At 32.4% G+C, this 15,963-nt stretch carries 17 protein-coding genes; 9 read left to right on the forward strand and 8 right to left on the reverse strand.

All coding sequences use genetic code 11. The features are described from left to right. The first annotated feature begins 12 nt into the window (after positions 1-12). The 4 genes from RBQ61_RS03465 to RBQ61_RS03480 all read left to right on the forward strand — a co-directional run bounded on the left by RBQ61_RS03465 (position 13) and on the right by RBQ61_RS03480 (position 4,389). Complete coding sequence (locus RBQ61_RS03465; RefSeq protein WP_213924092.1) at positions 13-327, forward strand: STAS domain-containing protein; 315 nt, start codon at positions 13-15, stop codon at positions 325-327. A gap of 4 nt (positions 328-331) precedes the next feature. Further along, positions 332-709, forward strand: coding sequence for an ATP-binding protein (locus RBQ61_RS03470; protein WP_308139132.1), 378 nt, complete (start codon positions 332-334; stop codon positions 707-709). A 10-nt stretch (positions 710-719) separates the two neighbouring features. After that, a complete protein-coding gene (locus RBQ61_RS03475; RefSeq protein WP_308139133.1) occupies positions 720-1,481 on the forward strand; it encodes a SigB/SigF/SigG family RNA polymerase sigma factor in 762 nt (253 codons plus the stop codon). A gap of 70 nt (positions 1,482-1,551) precedes the next feature. Continuing rightward, positions 1,552-4,389 (forward strand): UPF0182 family protein, encoded by a 2,838-nt coding sequence (locus tag RBQ61_RS03480; RefSeq protein ID WP_308139134.1) that lies wholly within the window; start codon positions 1,552-1,554, stop codon positions 4,387-4,389. Positions 4,390-4,584: 195 nt separating this feature from the next. On the opposite strand, the gene RBQ61_RS03485 is transcribed toward RBQ61_RS03480, so the two are convergent. The 3 genes from RBQ61_RS03485 to RBQ61_RS03495 all read right to left on the reverse strand — a co-directional run bounded on the left by RBQ61_RS03485 (position 4,585) and on the right by RBQ61_RS03495 (position 7,444). After that, a complete protein-coding gene (locus RBQ61_RS03485; protein WP_308139135.1) occupies positions 4,585-5,505 on the reverse strand; it encodes a DUF3298 and DUF4163 domain-containing protein in 921 nt (306 codons plus the stop codon). Further along, the gene (locus RBQ61_RS03490) at positions 5,489-6,037 is read right to left on the reverse strand and encodes an RNA polymerase sigma factor (RefSeq protein ID WP_308139136.1); all 549 of its coding nucleotides are present in this window, start codon (positions 6,035-6,037) and stop codon (positions 5,489-5,491) included. Before RBQ61_RS03490 ends, RBQ61_RS03485 begins: the two co-directional genes overlap by 17 nt. 225 nt (positions 6,038-6,262) lie before the next feature. Beyond that, positions 6,263-7,444 (reverse strand): GGDEF domain-containing protein, encoded by a 1,182-nt coding sequence (locus tag RBQ61_RS03495; RefSeq protein WP_308139137.1) that lies wholly within the window; start codon positions 7,442-7,444, stop codon positions 6,263-6,265. A gap of 386 nt (positions 7,445-7,830) precedes the next feature. Between RBQ61_RS03495 and RBQ61_RS03500 the strand changes: the two genes are divergently transcribed. From RBQ61_RS03500 to RBQ61_RS03515, 4 genes are all read left to right on the forward strand, one after another. Next, positions 7,831-8,199, forward strand: coding sequence for a VOC family protein (locus tag RBQ61_RS03500; protein WP_308139138.1), 369 nt, complete (start codon positions 7,831-7,833; stop codon positions 8,197-8,199). Between the two features lie 11 nt (positions 8,200-8,210). Continuing rightward, positions 8,211-8,633, forward strand: coding sequence for a PPC domain-containing DNA-binding protein (locus RBQ61_RS03505; RefSeq protein WP_308139139.1), 423 nt, complete (start codon positions 8,211-8,213; stop codon positions 8,631-8,633). 334 nt (positions 8,634-8,967) lie between these two features. Then, complete coding sequence (locus tag RBQ61_RS03510; protein ID WP_308139140.1) at positions 8,968-9,528, forward strand: GNAT family N-acetyltransferase; 561 nt, start codon at positions 8,968-8,970, stop codon at positions 9,526-9,528. A gap of 104 nt (positions 9,529-9,632) precedes the next feature. Continuing rightward, positions 9,633-10,454 carry a methyl-accepting chemotaxis protein gene (locus RBQ61_RS03515; RefSeq protein ID WP_308139141.1) on the forward strand — a complete coding sequence of 274 codons (822 nt, stop codon included), beginning with the start codon at positions 9,633-9,635 and terminating at the stop codon, positions 10,452-10,454. A gap of 63 nt (positions 10,455-10,517) precedes the next feature. Here RBQ61_RS03515 and trxA read toward each other — a convergent pair whose 3' ends face one another. The 4 genes from trxA to RBQ61_RS03535 all read right to left on the reverse strand — a co-directional run bounded on the left by trxA (position 10,518) and on the right by RBQ61_RS03535 (position 12,927). After that, positions 10,518-10,847 (reverse strand): thioredoxin, encoded by a 330-nt coding sequence (trxA, locus tag RBQ61_RS03520; RefSeq protein ID WP_308139142.1) that lies wholly within the window; start codon positions 10,845-10,847, stop codon positions 10,518-10,520. A 1-nt stretch (position 10,848) separates the two neighbouring features. Next, on the reverse strand, positions 10,849-11,700 hold the full coding sequence (locus tag RBQ61_RS03525; protein WP_308139143.1) for an NAD(P)/FAD-dependent oxidoreductase: 852 nt from the start codon (positions 11,698-11,700) through the stop codon (positions 10,849-10,851). 13 nt (positions 11,701-11,713) lie between these two features. Next, positions 11,714-12,145: a helix-turn-helix domain-containing protein gene (locus RBQ61_RS03530; protein ID WP_308139144.1), complete on the reverse strand. Its 432-nt coding sequence runs from the start codon at positions 12,143-12,145 to the stop codon at positions 11,714-11,716. Positions 12,146-12,225: 80 nt separating this feature from the next. Beyond that, on the reverse strand, positions 12,226-12,927 hold the full coding sequence (locus tag RBQ61_RS03535; protein ID WP_308139145.1) for a cytochrome c biogenesis CcdA family protein: 702 nt from the start codon (positions 12,925-12,927) through the stop codon (positions 12,226-12,228). A 209-nt stretch (positions 12,928-13,136) separates the two neighbouring features. Between RBQ61_RS03535 and RBQ61_RS03540 the strand changes: the two genes are divergently transcribed. Next, complete coding sequence (locus RBQ61_RS03540) at positions 13,137-14,054, forward strand: DUF2156 domain-containing protein (RefSeq protein WP_308139146.1); 918 nt, start codon at positions 13,137-13,139, stop codon at positions 14,052-14,054. Between the two features lie 46 nt (positions 14,055-14,100). Here RBQ61_RS03540 and RBQ61_RS03545 read toward each other — a convergent pair whose 3' ends face one another. Next, a complete protein-coding gene (locus RBQ61_RS03545; protein WP_308139147.1) occupies positions 14,101-15,960 on the reverse strand; it encodes a carbohydrate-binding domain-containing protein in 1,860 nt (619 codons plus the stop codon). Positions 15,961-15,963 lie beyond the last annotated feature (3 nt).

The raw sequence follows: 15,963 nt of genomic DNA on the forward strand, positions 1-15,963 counted from the left end.
GTGGAGGTTATCATGTCATTAGAAATTAAATATGAATTGACTTCGGAAAATAATTTAGAAATAATTCCTGTGGGAGAAGTAGATATATATACTTCTCCTGAACTCAAAAATAAAATTTTTGAGTTAATCGAAGAAAAAAACAGCAATATAGTAATTAATGGCGAAAAGCTTGATTACATTGATTCAACCGGTCTTGGAATTTTAATGGGCATTTACAAAAAGCTCCAGGAAAAGAATCTTAGCATAAAGGTGATAAATCTAAAACCTAATATATATAAATTATTCGATATAACAGGATTAAATAAGATTTTTAGTATTCAGAGGTGATATAATGGAAAAAATAAATTTAACTATTCCTAAAAAATCTGAATATATGAGTACAATCAGGCTTACAACATCTGCTTTGTCAAATATGAACGGGTTTAACGTAGATGAAATAGAAGATATAAAAGTTATTATATCAGAGGTTTGCACTCTTTTTATAAATATAGTTAAAAATAACAGTGAACCTTTAAATATAAGATATGAGATGACAGACGGTAAATTGAATGTTGAAGTAACTGATTTAAATACAGGTGAAATTTCTGAAGAAAACAGTACAAATAGGGATATGTGCATAATGATTATTGAAAGCCTGGCTGACAATTATAAATTTGATGCGAAAAGTAAAAAGATAGTATTTGAAAAGAGTATAAATATTTATGAGTAGGCGTTAATATATGGGTGAAGCAATACAAAATAAAAAAAATATTAAAAATCAGGATTTATTTTTGCAGTACAAGCATAATAAAGACTTAGAAACCAGAAATGAAATCTTTGAAAAATACAGATACATGGCAGAAATAATTTCTAGGAAATATACTAACAAGGGAATAGAACATGAGGATATTTTTCAAATAGCCTGCATGGGATTAATTTATGCCATTGAGAGGTTTGACATTACCAAGGGATTTGAATTTACCAGCTTTGCTACTCCGACCATTCTGGGGGAAATTAAAAAGTACTTCAGGGATAAAGGCTGGGCTATTAAAGTGCCTAGAAAAATTCAAGAAATATCAAAGAAAGTTAATGAAGCAAACAACACTTTAAGCAATCAGCTTAATAGAGCTCCCACCGTTGGAGAAATAGCAGAATATCTTAATGTAACAGAAGAAGAGGTATTAGAGGCATTTGAAGCTGGAAAAATGTTTAATTCCCAGTCATTGGATGAAAAATTTGATTCCAGCGGCGATGACAGTGATTTGTCTCTGATGGATGTTGTTGGGCAGGAGGATGCTCATTTTATAAAGATTGAAAATCAGGATTTTATTCAAAAATCCATGAATAAATTAAATGATTTGGAAAGACAAATAATAATAAAGAGATTTTATTTAAGAAAGACACAAAGTGAAATTGCAAAAGAACTTAATATTTCTCAAATGACCGTATCAAGAATAGAAAAAAAATCTTTGGAAAAATTAAGAATTGAATTTAATAAATAGAAATTTAATTAAAAATAAAAACATTGTGCTGTTTATTTATATACCATAAATTATTCTTAAAGGAGGAAATATGAGAAATAGGGGAAGATTTTTTGTTATTGGTTTAATTATAATAGTATTTTTGGCCGTAAATTCATTTGGTGGTGTCATTAAATTTTTAACAGATTATTCGTGGTTTAAAGAAGTAGGATATACAGAAACCTTTTTAACTAAAATAAAAGCTCAGTTTGCAATAGGTATTCCTGTATTTTTTTTATTAAGTATTTTATTGTATGTTTTTATAAGGAAACTGAAAAAAAAGTACGACTTGGAATCGGGAGTTATTGATACGCAATCCAAAAAAAAGTCATTAATGTGGATGAAGATAATTTCTGTGGCCATAAGCTTTTTGTTTACTGTAAGTGTAGTATCGGGAACATGGTTTCAGATTCTTCAGTTTTTTAACAGTGAAAGCTTTGGCGTAGTAGATCCAATTTTCAACAATGATATGAGTTTTTACATATTTAAACTTCCACTTATAAATACATTAATTGATTTTGTGATGAACATTTTATTCTTGCTAATAGTTGTGACAGTATTGTTTTATGGGTATCTTACAATTAAAGACAGCCTTAAAAATGTAACTGAACAATTTACAGAGATGAAATTCAATAATTACCAATTTGATTTCAGTGCTGTTTTAAATGTAAAATTTGCATCTAAAATTATAAACCAGCTTTCTGTAATAGGAATTTTTGTGTTTGTTCTATTGGGAGTAAAATTTGTACTTAGAAGTTATGAACTTTTGTATTCTCAATTGGGCAGAGTTTTTGGCGCGGGTTATACCGATATAAATGTAACGTTGAATTTATATAGAATACTCGCAATAGGATGTTTGATTTCAGCTGTTACTTTTTTCATGGGAGCAAGAAAAAGAAATCTTAAATTTGCATTGACAATGCCCGTTGCATTGATTGTTATTTCAATTGCAGGAACAGGATTAGCCGGATTAGTCGAAAACTTTGTTGTTGAACCCGATCAGCTGTCTAAAGAGACGAAGTATATGGAGTACAGCATAAAAAGCACTCAGAGCGCATATGCTTTGGATGATGTAAAAATAGTTCAATTTCCGGCAACTAATGAATTAACTATAGAAGATATAAACAATAATAAAGAAGTTATTGATAATATAAGAATAAACGATCAGGAACCTTTAATTCAGGTTTATAATCAGCTTCAGGGTATCAGACCCTACTATGTTTTTAATGATGTAGATGTTGATAGATACAATATTAACGGAGATTATAAGCAAGTATTTCTATCGGCGAGAGAGCTTGATCAGAACCGTTTAAATGATCAGGCAAGGACATGGGTTAATCAGTACTTGAAATATACACACGGGTATGGAATAACATTATCGCAGGTGAATGAAGTTACTTCTCAGGGGCAGCCTGAAATGCTTATGAAAAATATACCTCCTATTACGAGCACGGATTTAAAAATAACAAGACCTGAAATTTATTTTGGTGAGAGTACAAATGACTATATAATAGTTAATTCTGATGAAAAAGAATTTGACTACCCTTCAGGTTCAGATAATGTTGAGACACTGTATGAAGGAGAAGCAGGTATAAAGCTTTCGTTTGTGAACAAACTGCTTTTCAGCTTGAGAGAAGCAAGTTACAGACTATTTATTTCTAATAACATAAACTCTGACAGCAGAATACTTTTAAACAGAAACATAATGCAGAGAGTTTATGAAATTGCATCATTTATGTATTTTGACAATGATGCCTACATTGTAATTAACCAGGATGACGGAAAACTTTATTGGATAATTGAAGGATTTACCGTAAGCGACAAATTTGCATATTCTCAGCCTACAGATAAATTTATTGAAGGTTGGAATGTAAACTATATAAGAAATTCAGTTAAAGCGGTAATAGATGCATATGATGGTTCTGTAGATTTCTATATTTCAGACGAGACCGATCCGATTATAAAAACATATAGTAAAATATTTACTGACTTATTTAAACCTATGAGCGAAATGCCGGAAGGATTAAAAAGTCACATCAGATATTCTCAAGCATATTTTGACGTACAGTCAGATATGTACAGACTTTATCACATAGAAAATCCCACAGTATTTTTCGGAAGAGAAGACTATTGGGATATAGCGAATGAGAAATATATGAATAACGGAGAACAACCTATAGGTTCAAACTACGTAATGTTTAAACTTCCGGAGGAAGATGATGTTGAATTTCTTTTGACTACTCAATACACTCCTCAAAACAAAGATAATATGATAGCACTTTTGGCAGCCAGAAATGACGGTGAAGCTTACGGTGATCTTGTATTGTACGAGTTTCCAAAAACAAAGACAATACCTGGACCTAGCATGATGGAAACAAAAATTGACCAGGATACGGTAATATCTTCTCAGCTGACGTTATGGAGTCAGGTAGGCTCAACAGTGCTCAGAGGAAACACAGTGGTAGTGCCTATAGAAGAATCTCTGCTTTACGTGGAACCTATTTATCTTAAGTCTGACACAGAGAGCAATTTCCCTGAAATGAAAATGGTAGTTGTTTATTATGATGAAAAAATCATAATGGAATCTACACTTGAAAAGGCAATAGAGAAGATATTTGGAATTTACACAGAAGAAGAGCAGCCTGTCGAAGAAGAATATGAGTATGATGATACAAATATTAATGATTTGATAAAACAAGCAACACAGTTTTTTAACGAGGCTACAGAAGCTTCTCAAAAAGGAGACTGGTCTTCATATGGCGATAGCCTAGAAAATCTTGAAGAAGTGTTAGAAAGATTGAACTTGCTGACTAACACTGCTCAAAGTACGAATGAAAACAATACTCCTGACGGAAATGTTACAGAGAACAAAGGAACAGAGCAGCAATAAAAAAAATTAAACTAAGTCTTAATATTGAAGAGCGAATTAGGATGAAATTAAACAGTTTCATTCTTATGCTCTTCAATTTTTTATAAACCATAATAATGAAATTTATGTATAATAATAACCCCTAAGATCAAAACTTTTATGCCTAATCTTAGGGGTTATTTCAATAATACATGGTGTTTTTACTGCAAATAATTATTACTTATCTTTTTTAATTTCAAATTCAAGCATTCCCATATAACCAGGTGCAATTTCATATTTATTAAATATTATAACGGGGTTGCCATTTTCATTGATATAGAAAGTCTGATCTTCCTTAATTGATTTAAAGCCTCCATCATTTTCACCAAAGTAAACATTGTTTTCATCTTTTGATCTTTCTGCAATTTCTTCTGATATTTGCTCATTTGCAACTGAAACATAATCTTTGCCAAGCAAATCTTCCAATGTCACTTTACTGTTTTTATTAAGATCATAATTGTAATAGAATTCTTGATAATATGCGCTGGCAAAATCTTGTGTAACCCATACTTTAAAAGAAATATAATCTTCGCTGTTGCATTTTACATCATAGTCGGCAACAAGTTCAGGAAGCACGATATCTTCCTCTTTAGTTCCTGTTTCTATTCTTGCCTGTTTATATTCTTCAAGTACTACTTTTGTTTCTTCAACTGCTTTATTCATATCGTTCTGAACAGCTTTATTTATTTGTTCCTGTAGATCTTTATCTTTAAGTCCATCAATTTCAGGAATCTTAATATCTACAGTGGATACATCGTTAGTTTCGTGAATTTCCTCAGCAGTAAAAATCCTCGCAAGAGCACCTAATATAGGTACATTTTCCATGGAAGCTGCAAAAGCCTCATTTGTAGATACTCCTATTCCGAAAGCTCCAACAAAGATTGTAATTGCTGCTGCAATAGCAACTATTTTTTTCCAGTAAGGTTTTTTTGATTTTTCATTTTTGATTGTCATGTTAATTACCCCATTTCTTTCGTTTTCTACTTTTTTAATTACGTTTTGAATAACCTGAGGAAGTTCCTGAGGAATTTCCGGATTTTCATATATTTTTTTAAGTTCGTTGATTTTGCTCATATTCTCATTATCCCATTGATTCATTTTGAAACACATCTCCCTTCAACTGTATTTTCAGTGAATCCAAAGCACGATAAAGAGTTGATTTAACCGTACTGAGATTAATTCCAAGTATTTTGGCTATATCGGCAAGTTTCATGTCTTCAAAGTATCTCAGTATTATTATTGATTTGGTTTTCGGCTCCAGCTCATTAAGTGCTTTGTACAGATCCAATAACTCTGCTTGAGATACATCTTCCTGTTTGTCATTGATCCTTAAGTCCTGTTCAATAAATACTTCGGGATCAGTTGCAATTGAATGCTTGCTTTTTCGAATTTCATCCAGACAAACATTGGCTAGAATACGGTAAAACCAAGCTTTCATTTGATTTGTATTTTTTAATTGATCTGAAGATTTTAATGCTTTATATACTGCCTCTTGAACCATATCTAGAGAGGTTTCTTTGTTTTTTACATAACTGTAAGCAAATAAATAGAATCTATTTTGATTTTCAACTATTAAGTTAACTAAGTTTTGGTAAGTATCTTTTTCTCCTGCAGGCATTTCCTCTCTCACTCTCCTTACGTTTATTAGACGGGGTAATATAATAAAAAGTCTCATAAAAAATAAAATTATATATAATAGCAATTCTGGTTTAATACTATAAATTGATTTAAATTAATTAAAAAGCTTCCTGAGATTTTAATTTTATCACAGGAAGCCTTTAAATAAGCTTAATTCTTACTTATTGTAAAACTATTTATAAAATAGTAATAATTTCATAAAAAATATAGTTTATTGTCAAATATTTATTACTTCGCCTTTCATAAGCATTAATTCCTTTTTAAAAACCTGTATGCTGTTGCGTTCGACTTTTGCCTTGTATAAGGCCTGATCTGCGCAAACAAATAATTTTGCTGCATTCATTTCATCTTCATATTCAGTTAGACCAAAACTGGCAGTCACCTTTAAATCTGAATTTATTGAAAGGTTAATGCTATTTAATTTAGACTGAATTTGTTCACAAATTTTAACTGCTTCTTCAATATTTGAATTATGAAACAACAGACAAAACTCATCGCCGCCATATCTGAATGGAACAGCCTTTTCGGAATGTTCTTTTAATAAACTTGCAAATTCAACCAAACATTTATCACCTATTTGATGTCCGAAACTATCATTAATTGTTTTGAAATTGTCTATATCAATAATTGCAAATATGTATTTTCCTTTTGAATCTTCTTCTAAATCGCGCATTGCATCATGAAGTGCTTTTCTGTTAAATATGCCTGTTACCTCATCGAGTTTAAGACGGTGATAAAGCATAATCCTTTCTTTTTCAATATTGATGCTGGCTGTATTTTTTTTTTGTTCATATTGAATAATTATCATGCATACTGCAGAAAATCCAAAAATAATAAGAAGAGAAACAAGAAAATTGCCTAAACGAAGTGTACTTTCGAAGATACTGGTCTTATCTACATCCCAGGAAACAAATACTTCTGAAATAATAAATAAACCTATGCTTATAAATGCTGTGGAAAAAGTAACTGAGTAACTGGCATAAATTGTTGTGAGTATAATTGCTCCTGAAAAAATAAAATAAGTTACTGTGAATGCACTGTGTGCCGTATAAGAAACAAAGCATATAATTGCATAAATGATTGATATTGAATATATTTTAAACTTCTGCGAAACTATATCAGACCGCATTACTGCTGTAGCAACTGCAATGCATAGAAAATTAATACCACTTGGCACAGCAATAAACTTTATAACATATTTTGAAACAGTAGTTGTCAATATGTCCGAATAAATAAAAATAGGGCTCAACATACACTCTACTGTCAGCACAAAAATAACCGTTGCAATTGAAATTTTATAATGCAGTAACAGCCAATTGTTATCGATTTTGTTATACTCTTGCAGTATTTCATTTTCTAGCTGAATTTTACTTTTAGAGGTATTTTTTCTTTGCTGCATTTCATTTTCTCCTGCAATTTCTAAATTTTATAGCGATAAACATATTGATATAGTTATAATTTCGTGAATGGACATTATGAATTGATAAATGAAAATGTCATCTAATGCTCAACTGATATATTTTATCATTTTAATCGTCATATGTCATTAAAATACTAAAATTATAAAATATTTCTTAAATATATTCTTATTGCAAAACAAGATAAGGTACATATGAATTATTTTGTCTAGAGCTTATTTTATAACAAGTACTTTAGTTACACTATTAATAAAGGATTTGGATAATATTATTTTTTTATGATATAATGCATTTAATCATAAAAAAACAAAGCGAGAGTAAATAACTATACAAAATTAGTAAAATTTTTATTATTAAGGAGGCTTATATGAAGTTTGAATTTAATCATTTTAATTTCAATGTTTTTGATTTAGAAAGAAGTAAGAATTTTTATAAAGAAGCATTGGGTCTAAAAGAGGTAAGGAGAAAAGAATCGGCTGACGGAAGCTATATTCTAGTTTTTTTAGGAGATGGAGAAACAGATTTTTCATTAGAGCTTACATGGTTGAAGGACAGAACAGAGCCATATGACCTTGGAGAACAGGAATTTCATCTTGCAATGGCAGTTGACAACTATGATGAAGCTTATAAAAAGCATAAGGAAATGGGATGTGTTGAATTTGTCAATGAATTAATGGGAATTTACTTTATTATAGATCCTGATGGGTACTGGGTGGAAATAGTAAGAAAGAAATAAGAGAGGATTTTATGGAATACAAGAGATTTAACAATACAATAATCGCAAGAATAGATAAGGGTGAAGAAGTTGTTGCAGAAATAATGAAAATATGTGCAAAAGAAGATATAAAGCTTGCCAATATCAATGCACTGGGAGCAGTGGGTGAAATAGTGATTGGATTATTTGACACAAAAGAAAAGAAATATCATTCTGAAAAATACACAGGAGATTTTGAAATTGTTTCACTAACCGGAAGTATTACTACAAAAGAAGGCCAGCTCTATAATCATTTGCATATGAGTGTGGGAGACAAAGAATACAGTGTTCGTGGAGGACATCTAAATTCAGCGGTTGTAAGTGCAACATGCGAATTGTTTATAAATATAATTGATGGTACAGTTGACAGAGAGTTTAATGACGAGGTTGGACTAAACCTTTTAAAATTTGACTAGTTATGAAAGCTGCCTTTTGAAAATATTTAAGGCAGTTTTTTTAATGATAAATTCTTTTGATAAAATAATAGATCAGCTGCAATTACTAACATACAAAATAAAGCGTAATATATAAACAATGGATTTTGCATGCCTCCGTATAAAATAAATAAAGATCCGTCAATAGCTAGTAGCGGAAACCAAGTATCCTTTTACTTTATTTTTTTAAAGTTTGTTTTCCAATTTATAGATAAATTTGTTAAAATATAAGAAACTTTCTTTTTATTTGACAATTTGTCTATTAATCTATAAAATATTTTATAGATTAGTGAAATAAAAACACAAGGATAAATCTATGAAATCAACTGATGAAGTTAAACAATTCCGAAAAAAAACGTCTCCGGGGGTTTTTTTAAACAAAATTGAAAAAGAGGATATGGAAGTTATTTATAAATGGTTTTCAGACATTGAATTTTTGAAGTTCTATGATTATATGCCTCCGATACCGCAAAAAAAGGAAGATGTTGATAAAACTTTTGAGAGTTATGAAAAAAATAAAGAGTCTGTTGTGTTTGCAGTCAGGCTAGCAGAAAATAATGAAATAATAGGAATTGCGGGATTTGATGATATAATTTGGGAAAATAAAGTTGCAACCTTGTTTATCGGCATCGGTGATGTAAATACGAGAGGCAGAGGATACGGCAGAGAATCTTTGGATCTGCTTCTGAGTTACGGATTTAATGATTTGAATTTTCATAGGATACAACTTAATGTACTGGAATTTAATCATGCCGCAATTGCTTTGTATGAAAAGTCAGGCTTTATAAAGGAGGGGGTTTTAAGGCAGTTTGTTTTGAGGGATGGAAAATGGCATGATTTGTACATGTATGGCCTTTTAAGATATGAATGGATTTAAATATTTATTTTTGATAACTATGGTAATACATCATGAATAAATAATTTTCTGTCGATATTTAATGCATGAAAACGTATACACATATAATGTATTTGGGAGGGTAAATGAAAAAAGAACATTTAGAAATATTGGGAGAGTTTATAGGTATTTTTCAAAAATTAGTGACAGCGGATTTTAATATTACTGTATGTGACACGGAAAAAATTATTGCAATAAAACCTGGCAAGACTATTAGGTTTGATGTATATGAAGGAGACATACTTAAAGAAGGTGCAGTTGCCTTTGAAGCTATGAAATTAAAAAGGCCTATTATAAGACAGGTTCCGCGTGAATTATATGGCATACCGTACATGGGAAGAGCAGTACCATTATTTGATGATAGTGTAGTTATTGGATGTGTAGTAGTTGCAGAATCGTTAGATTCTAAAGAAAAGCTGGTCAGTATGGCTCAGAATTTATCTTCAATTATAGAACAAATTACAACATCTGTAACTGACAACGCATCAGGATTAGAGAAGGTAGGTGGATTAAGCTGCCAAATGGAAAGCATTTCTAAAGTAAACCTTCAATCCGTTAAGGAAACCGATAAAATTGTTGATGCGGTTTACAATATATCAAGGCAGACTAAGCTGTTAGGTCTTAATGCAGCAATTGAAGCTGCCCGTGCAGGGGATGCGGGAAAAGGCTTCAATGTAGTGGCAAATGAAATCAGCCAGTTGGCTGAAAACAGCTCAAGTTCTACTAAAAAAATAAATGATATATTGGAAAAACTAAAATCTGAAAATGAGAAGGTCAGCAAACAAAGTCAAGAACTTTCTTCAACGCTGGCTCAAATAACTGCATCAACCGAGGAAATAAGCACATCAATTCAATCCTTGTCCGGAATGTCCGAAGAACTGGTTGATATGGCTGAAAATTTAATATAAAAAAGTTATTGGTAAAAAAAATAAGGAACGACAATATTTTAATGATGTCGTTCCACTTTTTTATTAAGCTATGTGACTGTCAAGCATTTTTGTGAAAGAAGCCATAGGTTTGACACCTATTTCTTTTGCTGCTATTTTTCCTTCTTTATATAGAATCACTGTCGGAATGCTTTGAATTCCATAGCGGATTGAAAGCTCCTGCTGCTGATCCACATCAACCTTTGCAACAGTTATTTTTCCGTCATATTGTTCTGATAATTTTTCTATTACCGGTGCAATCATTCTGCATGGTGCGCACCAAGTAGCCCAGAAATCTACCAGTACATATTTTTCTTTTGCAAGTAAATCATCAAATTCCTTAGTGTTTTTTACGTATTTTATTTGTTCTGCCATTTTAATTCTCCTTAATTTTATCTATTTGTAAAGCTGCATGCTGTGCAGCGATTAAACCCTCACTCACTGCCTTTGAAAGCTGCAGCGGCTTACCTGTTATATCCCCTGTTGCATATACACCGCTTATGTTTGTTTCCATGTTTCTGTCAACTGCTATAAAGTTTCCTTCTGTTTCTAATCCGTCAATAAGTGCTGTAGGCGCAACTGCATCTCGCAGCATAAATACCGCTTCAGATGCTATTTTTTCTTGACCTGCAATAACGGCTTCCACCACATCTTCGCCTATAATTTTTGTAAGAGCGCCATTATAATATTTTATGCTTTTATTTAAATGTTCAGAACGTGGATTTTTTGAAACAAATGTAACATTGACACCTATGCTGCTTAAATAATTTGCCTCTTCAAGGGCATCTTTGGATTGATCCCATACGACAGCATTTTTATTTCTGTAAAGCATACCGTCGCAGGTTGCACAGTAGCTTACTCCCATGCCCAGCAGTTTTCCTTCACCGGGAAGTTCTTTAACTTTTGATATTCCCATTGCAAGTATTACTTTTTTTGCTTCTTCAATTTCTCCGTTTATATTTACCATGAAACTTTCGCCCATTGGAAGGATGTTTACAACTTTTCCTTCCTCGATTTTTATATTCATAGCTTCTGCGTGTTCGTTAAACTTATTCATTAAATCTTTTCCACTGATGTTGTAAAATCCTAGGTGGTTGTCAACTCTTTCTGCCTTTGACAAATAGTTTTCTTTATTATTGAAAATGCGTACGGTCTTTCCTCTTGTTACCGCATTTACAGCTGCCGATAAACCTGCCGGCCCGGCACCTACTATTAAAATATCTACCATATATTTTCTCCTATTATTCTGGATCTGTTACGTCCAGTTCTATTGCATCAACATTTTTATTACACTCGGTGCAGTAGTATCTGTGCTCTATACTGCCTCCGCAATTTTTGTGAACCAGCTTTTTATAGCATTTGTTCAGATGTTTTTCTCCCCACAGCATCAGACTGTTAAAGACATCAACTAAATCCATACCTTTTTCTGTCAGGGTGTATTTATATCTTGGAGGATGATCCTGGTAAAGCTCTCTGGATATAAGATCATCAGCTTCCATGCTTTTAAGCCGTTCTGACAGCAAATTTGTAGCGATTCCTTCAAGTCCTTCTTGTATATCTTTGTATGTTTCGCATCCTATAAATATTCTGTGTAGTATGAGAAGCGACCATTTATCGCCGATTATATTAAGCGTCTGAGCTATATTACAGGGTAAATTATATTGAATTTTCATTTTTTCTCCTTGTAATTCGTAGTACATTTATTATTTGCTCATATGATAATTTTAATTATAAACAAATAAAATAAATTTTATTAAAAAGCAAGTAATTTGCTTATATCCGCGAGTGAACCGGTAAATGTCATAATACCTATTATAATTAATATGATTCCTCCTGCTTTGATTGTATATTTGACCATATTCCTTTTCTTTTTGAAAAAATTCAATGCTTCAGACGTAAATAGCCCCAACATTATAAAAGGTATTATAAATCCCAGAGTATATAATAATACCAGCATGTTACCGTAAAAAACACTGCCGGAATTTGATGCCATTATCAACACTGAGGATAGAGCCGGACCTACGCACGGAGTCCATGCAAAACTGAATGTGAATCCCATGAAAAAAGCTATGACAGGATTCATTTTTATATCAGATAAATTCATGTGAAATCTTCTTTCGGATTTAAGAAAATTAAGTTTTATTAAATCCAGCTGAACAAGTCCCATAATAATGATTACTATGCCTCCTATATGGCTGAATAAGATTCGGTTTTTGTTAAAAAATGTTCCCAAAGCAGAAAAAGACAATCCCAAAATAAAAAATACACTTGAGATTCCCAAAACAAAAGCAAATGTATTTGTAAATACAGTTTTTCTTTCGTACAATACAGTCCCGTCAGAACTGATTTTTTTCCCGTTGCCTGCAAGATAGCTTATGTAGACAGGTATCAGAGGCAATACGCAGGGTGAGAAAAATGATAAAAAACCTTCCAGAAAAACAAGTATAAAATTCATGGCATCCCCCATATGTTAGTTAGTATAAAAATAAAATAGCATAGTTACTTTAAATTGTCAAGTAACTTTAAAAAATAAGTTTATTAGTGATAAAGATGTTGAAACTTTATAATTATGTGTTAGTATAATATATAAAAAATGTTTATTAATAATGGATAAAGGGTAATTATATTAAATGCTGATGGTTATTCTATATATATTATTAATTAATGGGAGTGATTGTTATTATAAATTTTAAATGTCTGTTTCTTGATGACAAAGATGTAATTGAACAATATATAGATAAGGAAAACATTGAGTCATACGAGTACTTGTTTTCTTCACTTTATATGTGGAGAAAGCTTAATAATGTCAAATATGCAGTAATTAATGACGCATTGGTTATAGAAAAAAATGAGGAAGGCAAGGGTACATTCTATGCCCAGCCATTAAAATATGAAAAAGAAAATTTAACGGATCTTATAGATAAGCTTATTGAGAGAAATGAAAATTATACAGACAGAAACTATCTTTTCGGTGATGTAGATGAAAAGTTTATTGAGGATTTGAAAAAATACACAGATTTTAAAATAGAAGCAATTGAGGATGTAAATGATTTTGAGTATGTGTATAATACAGCAGACTTGATAGAGCTGAGAGGAAAGAAGTATCACGGAAAAAAGAATCATGTCAATTCTTTTAGAAAATCATACGAATATGAAATTAAAAAAATAGATAATGAAAAGGTAATAAAAGATTGTCTTGAGCTTTTGCATAGGTGGCACGAAGAAGTGGCCGTAACAGTTGATAAAGAAATGCTTATGGAAATTGATGCAATCAAGGACTTGTTCAGCGAGTTGCATTTTTTTGATTTAAAATCAATTGCAATATATGTGGACGGAAATCTAGCAGGGTTTGCTGTAGGAGAAAAGGTCAATGACAAAATGGCTGTTATACATGTGGAAAGAGGAGAAGTGATTTATAAAGGTGTATACGCATTTTTAAACAGGCAATTCTTGATGGAGAGCTTTGGCGACATAGAATTTGTAAACAGGCAGGAAGATACGGGAAATTTAGGACTTAGAAAAGCAAAGCGGTCATACCATCCCGTAAAAATGGTAAAGAAATATTTGATTAAAGTGAGCTGATAAAAAAACAGAAGTACATCGAGTATACTTCTGTTTTTAATTATGTTTAATTTTCTGTTGTGTCAGTAGGCATTTGGTTTTCGAAGTCAGGCATGTTTTGAGGCATTTCAGGGATATCTCCTTCGAAGTTGCCTGGTGCTTCAGGTCTGTAATTTTCACCTGTGCCGTTCATTTCAGGGCCCATACCTCTTCCTTTTCCTCCTGCGCCTCTTTGTCCGGGCATGAATGTTCCTGTGGATTCTTCTCCTGTTTCTGTTATAGACAACACAGATTTAGAAACTGTAAAATCAGCTGATTTAGTTCCGTTTGTATATGTTCCGTTTATAGAAAGACCATAATCATCAGTTTCAGTGGACGAGCCTCCCGTATACAGCTGGTACGCTGAATTCAGTTCAATATCCGGCGAACTTACCAAGAATGTCTGATAATTTTTGCTTGGCGCAAATGTAACTATGCTGTTTCCGTCTTCGTCAGAAATATTAGCTATTGTTCCGCCATTTTGTATTTGCGAGTAGTTAATAATAACGGAACTTTGAGAAGAACTATCTGATGGAGATTGAGCCATTCCAGCGCTTCCGGCTGCAATCAGCAGACCTCCTGAAATTTCAAATTTCTGATCGTAGTCCAGTGCACCGTTTCCGTTTGACACCGGACCGTTTACTATTACTGTTCCGCCGCTCATGTAAATTGAACCGTTAGCATCCAGCCCATCTCCGGAGGCATCAACATAAATTGATCCGCCTAAAATATTCAAACTATAATTTTCTTCAGATGAAAATGAACTCTGAGATGTTCTGCCGTTTATTGAAGAACCGTCGTTTCCGCCAGCAACATTTATGCCATCATCCGATGACTTAATTTTTATTGTACCGTCTGAAATATTTATATTTGCACTTTCAATTCCCTCATAGGACTTTAATATGTTTATTGTTCCTCCATCTATATTAATCGATGAATCTGCATGTATTCCGTCATCTTCAGAGGTTATATCAAATTCGCCGCCTGATATATCGATACTTTTATTTGAATGCAGTGAATCATCTGTTGAAGTTATTGTAAATTTACCTTCAATTACAGTTATTATATTTTCTGCTTCCATACCCTTAGCGCCTGAAGAAATAACAAGATTTCCACTTTGCAGGACTATATTTCCCAGGGCTTCATCCTCATCATTTGTAGACTTAATTCCATCTCCCTGTGAAGTTATTGTTATATCTGCATCTGACACTGCAAGCAGATCACGTCCTGTAAGTCCGTCATCAACTGAATTAACAGCAATGTTTCCGCCGGTTATTATTAAGTTATCTTTACCTTTAATACCGTTATTGTAATTAGCATTTACTGTCAATGAGCCAGGGCCGTTGATTGTAAGGTCACTTTTGCTGAAAATGGCAGCGTCTGGCTCATCTTCTTCACTAGATATGTTGTATGTGCTGCCGTCGGTTACGGTGTTTTCTGTATTTTCCGCCAGAGATATAATTGTTTTTCCGGAATTTTTTATATAAACCGGAGAATTATCGGAACAGTTTATTTCGGCGCTGTTCAATACAAGCCTTACTGCATTGTCGCTTTCGGAATCAACTATTATCTGTCCGTCATCAAGCTTTCCGCTTATAACGAATGTCCCGGGTGATTTAACGGTTATTATATTTCCATTTACTTCGGCACCGTTACCTTCTACTTCTGCCGATGAATCATTTAAAGTAATATAAATTGGATTTTCATCCTCCCAATCAGTGTAAAAATCATTTTCTTCGTATTCGACAATGTTATTGGACATTGTTTTTATGTTAAGTTGAACATTTGAGTTCTCAACATTATTTGCCGTACCACTTTCAGTGCTTTGATTTGCGCTGCAGGATGCAAGCAGTGCAGTACAAAGAATGAGCGCGATTATTTTTTTCATACT

Source organism: Sedimentibacter sp. MB35-C1 (assembly GCF_030913635.1).
Classification (GTDB): domain Bacteria; phylum Bacillota; class Clostridia; order Tissierellales; family Sedimentibacteraceae; genus Sedimentibacter.

What these genes read in the sequence shown, in the direction of transcription:
- RBQ61_RS03515 (WP_308139141.1), top strand. Translation starts at nt 9,633, where the DNA reads ATGAAAAAAGAACATTTAGAAATATTGGGAGAGTTTATAGGTATTTTT.
- RBQ61_RS03475 (WP_308139133.1), top strand. Translation starts at nt 720, where the DNA reads ATGGGTGAAGCAATACAAAATAAAAAAAATATTAAAAATCAGGATTTA.
- RBQ61_RS03545 (WP_308139147.1), bottom strand. Translation starts at nt 15,960, where the DNA reads ATGAAAAAAATAATCGCGCTCATTCTTTGTACTGCACTGCTTGCATCC.
- RBQ61_RS03465 (WP_213924092.1), top strand. Translation starts at nt 13, where the DNA reads ATGTCATTAGAAATTAAATATGAATTGACTTCGGAAAATAATTTAGAA.
- RBQ61_RS03525 (WP_308139143.1), bottom strand. Translation starts at nt 11,700, where the DNA reads ATGGTAGATATTTTAATAGTAGGTGCCGGGCCGGCAGGTTTATCGGCA.
- RBQ61_RS03500 (WP_308139138.1), top strand. Translation starts at nt 7,831, where the DNA reads ATGAAGTTTGAATTTAATCATTTTAATTTCAATGTTTTTGATTTAGAA.
- RBQ61_RS03470 (WP_308139132.1), top strand. Translation starts at nt 332, where the DNA reads ATGGAAAAAATAAATTTAACTATTCCTAAAAAATCTGAATATATGAGT.
- RBQ61_RS03495 (WP_308139137.1), bottom strand. Translation starts at nt 7,444, where the DNA reads ATGCAGCAAAGAAAAAATACCTCTAAAAGTAAAATTCAGCTAGAAAAT.
- RBQ61_RS03480 (WP_308139134.1), top strand. Translation starts at nt 1,552, where the DNA reads ATGAGAAATAGGGGAAGATTTTTTGTTATTGGTTTAATTATAATAGTA.
- RBQ61_RS03535 (WP_308139145.1), bottom strand. Translation starts at nt 12,927, where the DNA reads ATGAATTTTATACTTGTTTTTCTGGAAGGTTTTTTATCATTTTTCTCA.
- RBQ61_RS03540 (WP_308139146.1), top strand. Translation starts at nt 13,137, where the DNA reads ATGGGAGTGATTGTTATTATAAATTTTAAATGTCTGTTTCTTGATGAC.
- RBQ61_RS03485 (WP_308139135.1), bottom strand. Translation starts at nt 5,505, where the DNA reads ATGAATCAATGGGATAATGAGAATATGAGCAAAATCAACGAACTTAAA.
- RBQ61_RS03530 (WP_308139144.1), bottom strand. Translation starts at nt 12,145, where the DNA reads ATGAAAATTCAATATAATTTACCCTGTAATATAGCTCAGACGCTTAAT.
- RBQ61_RS03510 (WP_308139140.1), top strand. Translation starts at nt 8,968, where the DNA reads ATGAAATCAACTGATGAAGTTAAACAATTCCGAAAAAAAACGTCTCCG.
- RBQ61_RS03505 (WP_308139139.1), top strand. Translation starts at nt 8,211, where the DNA reads ATGGAATACAAGAGATTTAACAATACAATAATCGCAAGAATAGATAAG.
- trxA (WP_308139142.1), bottom strand. Translation starts at nt 10,847, where the DNA reads ATGGCAGAACAAATAAAATACGTAAAAAACACTAAGGAATTTGATGAT.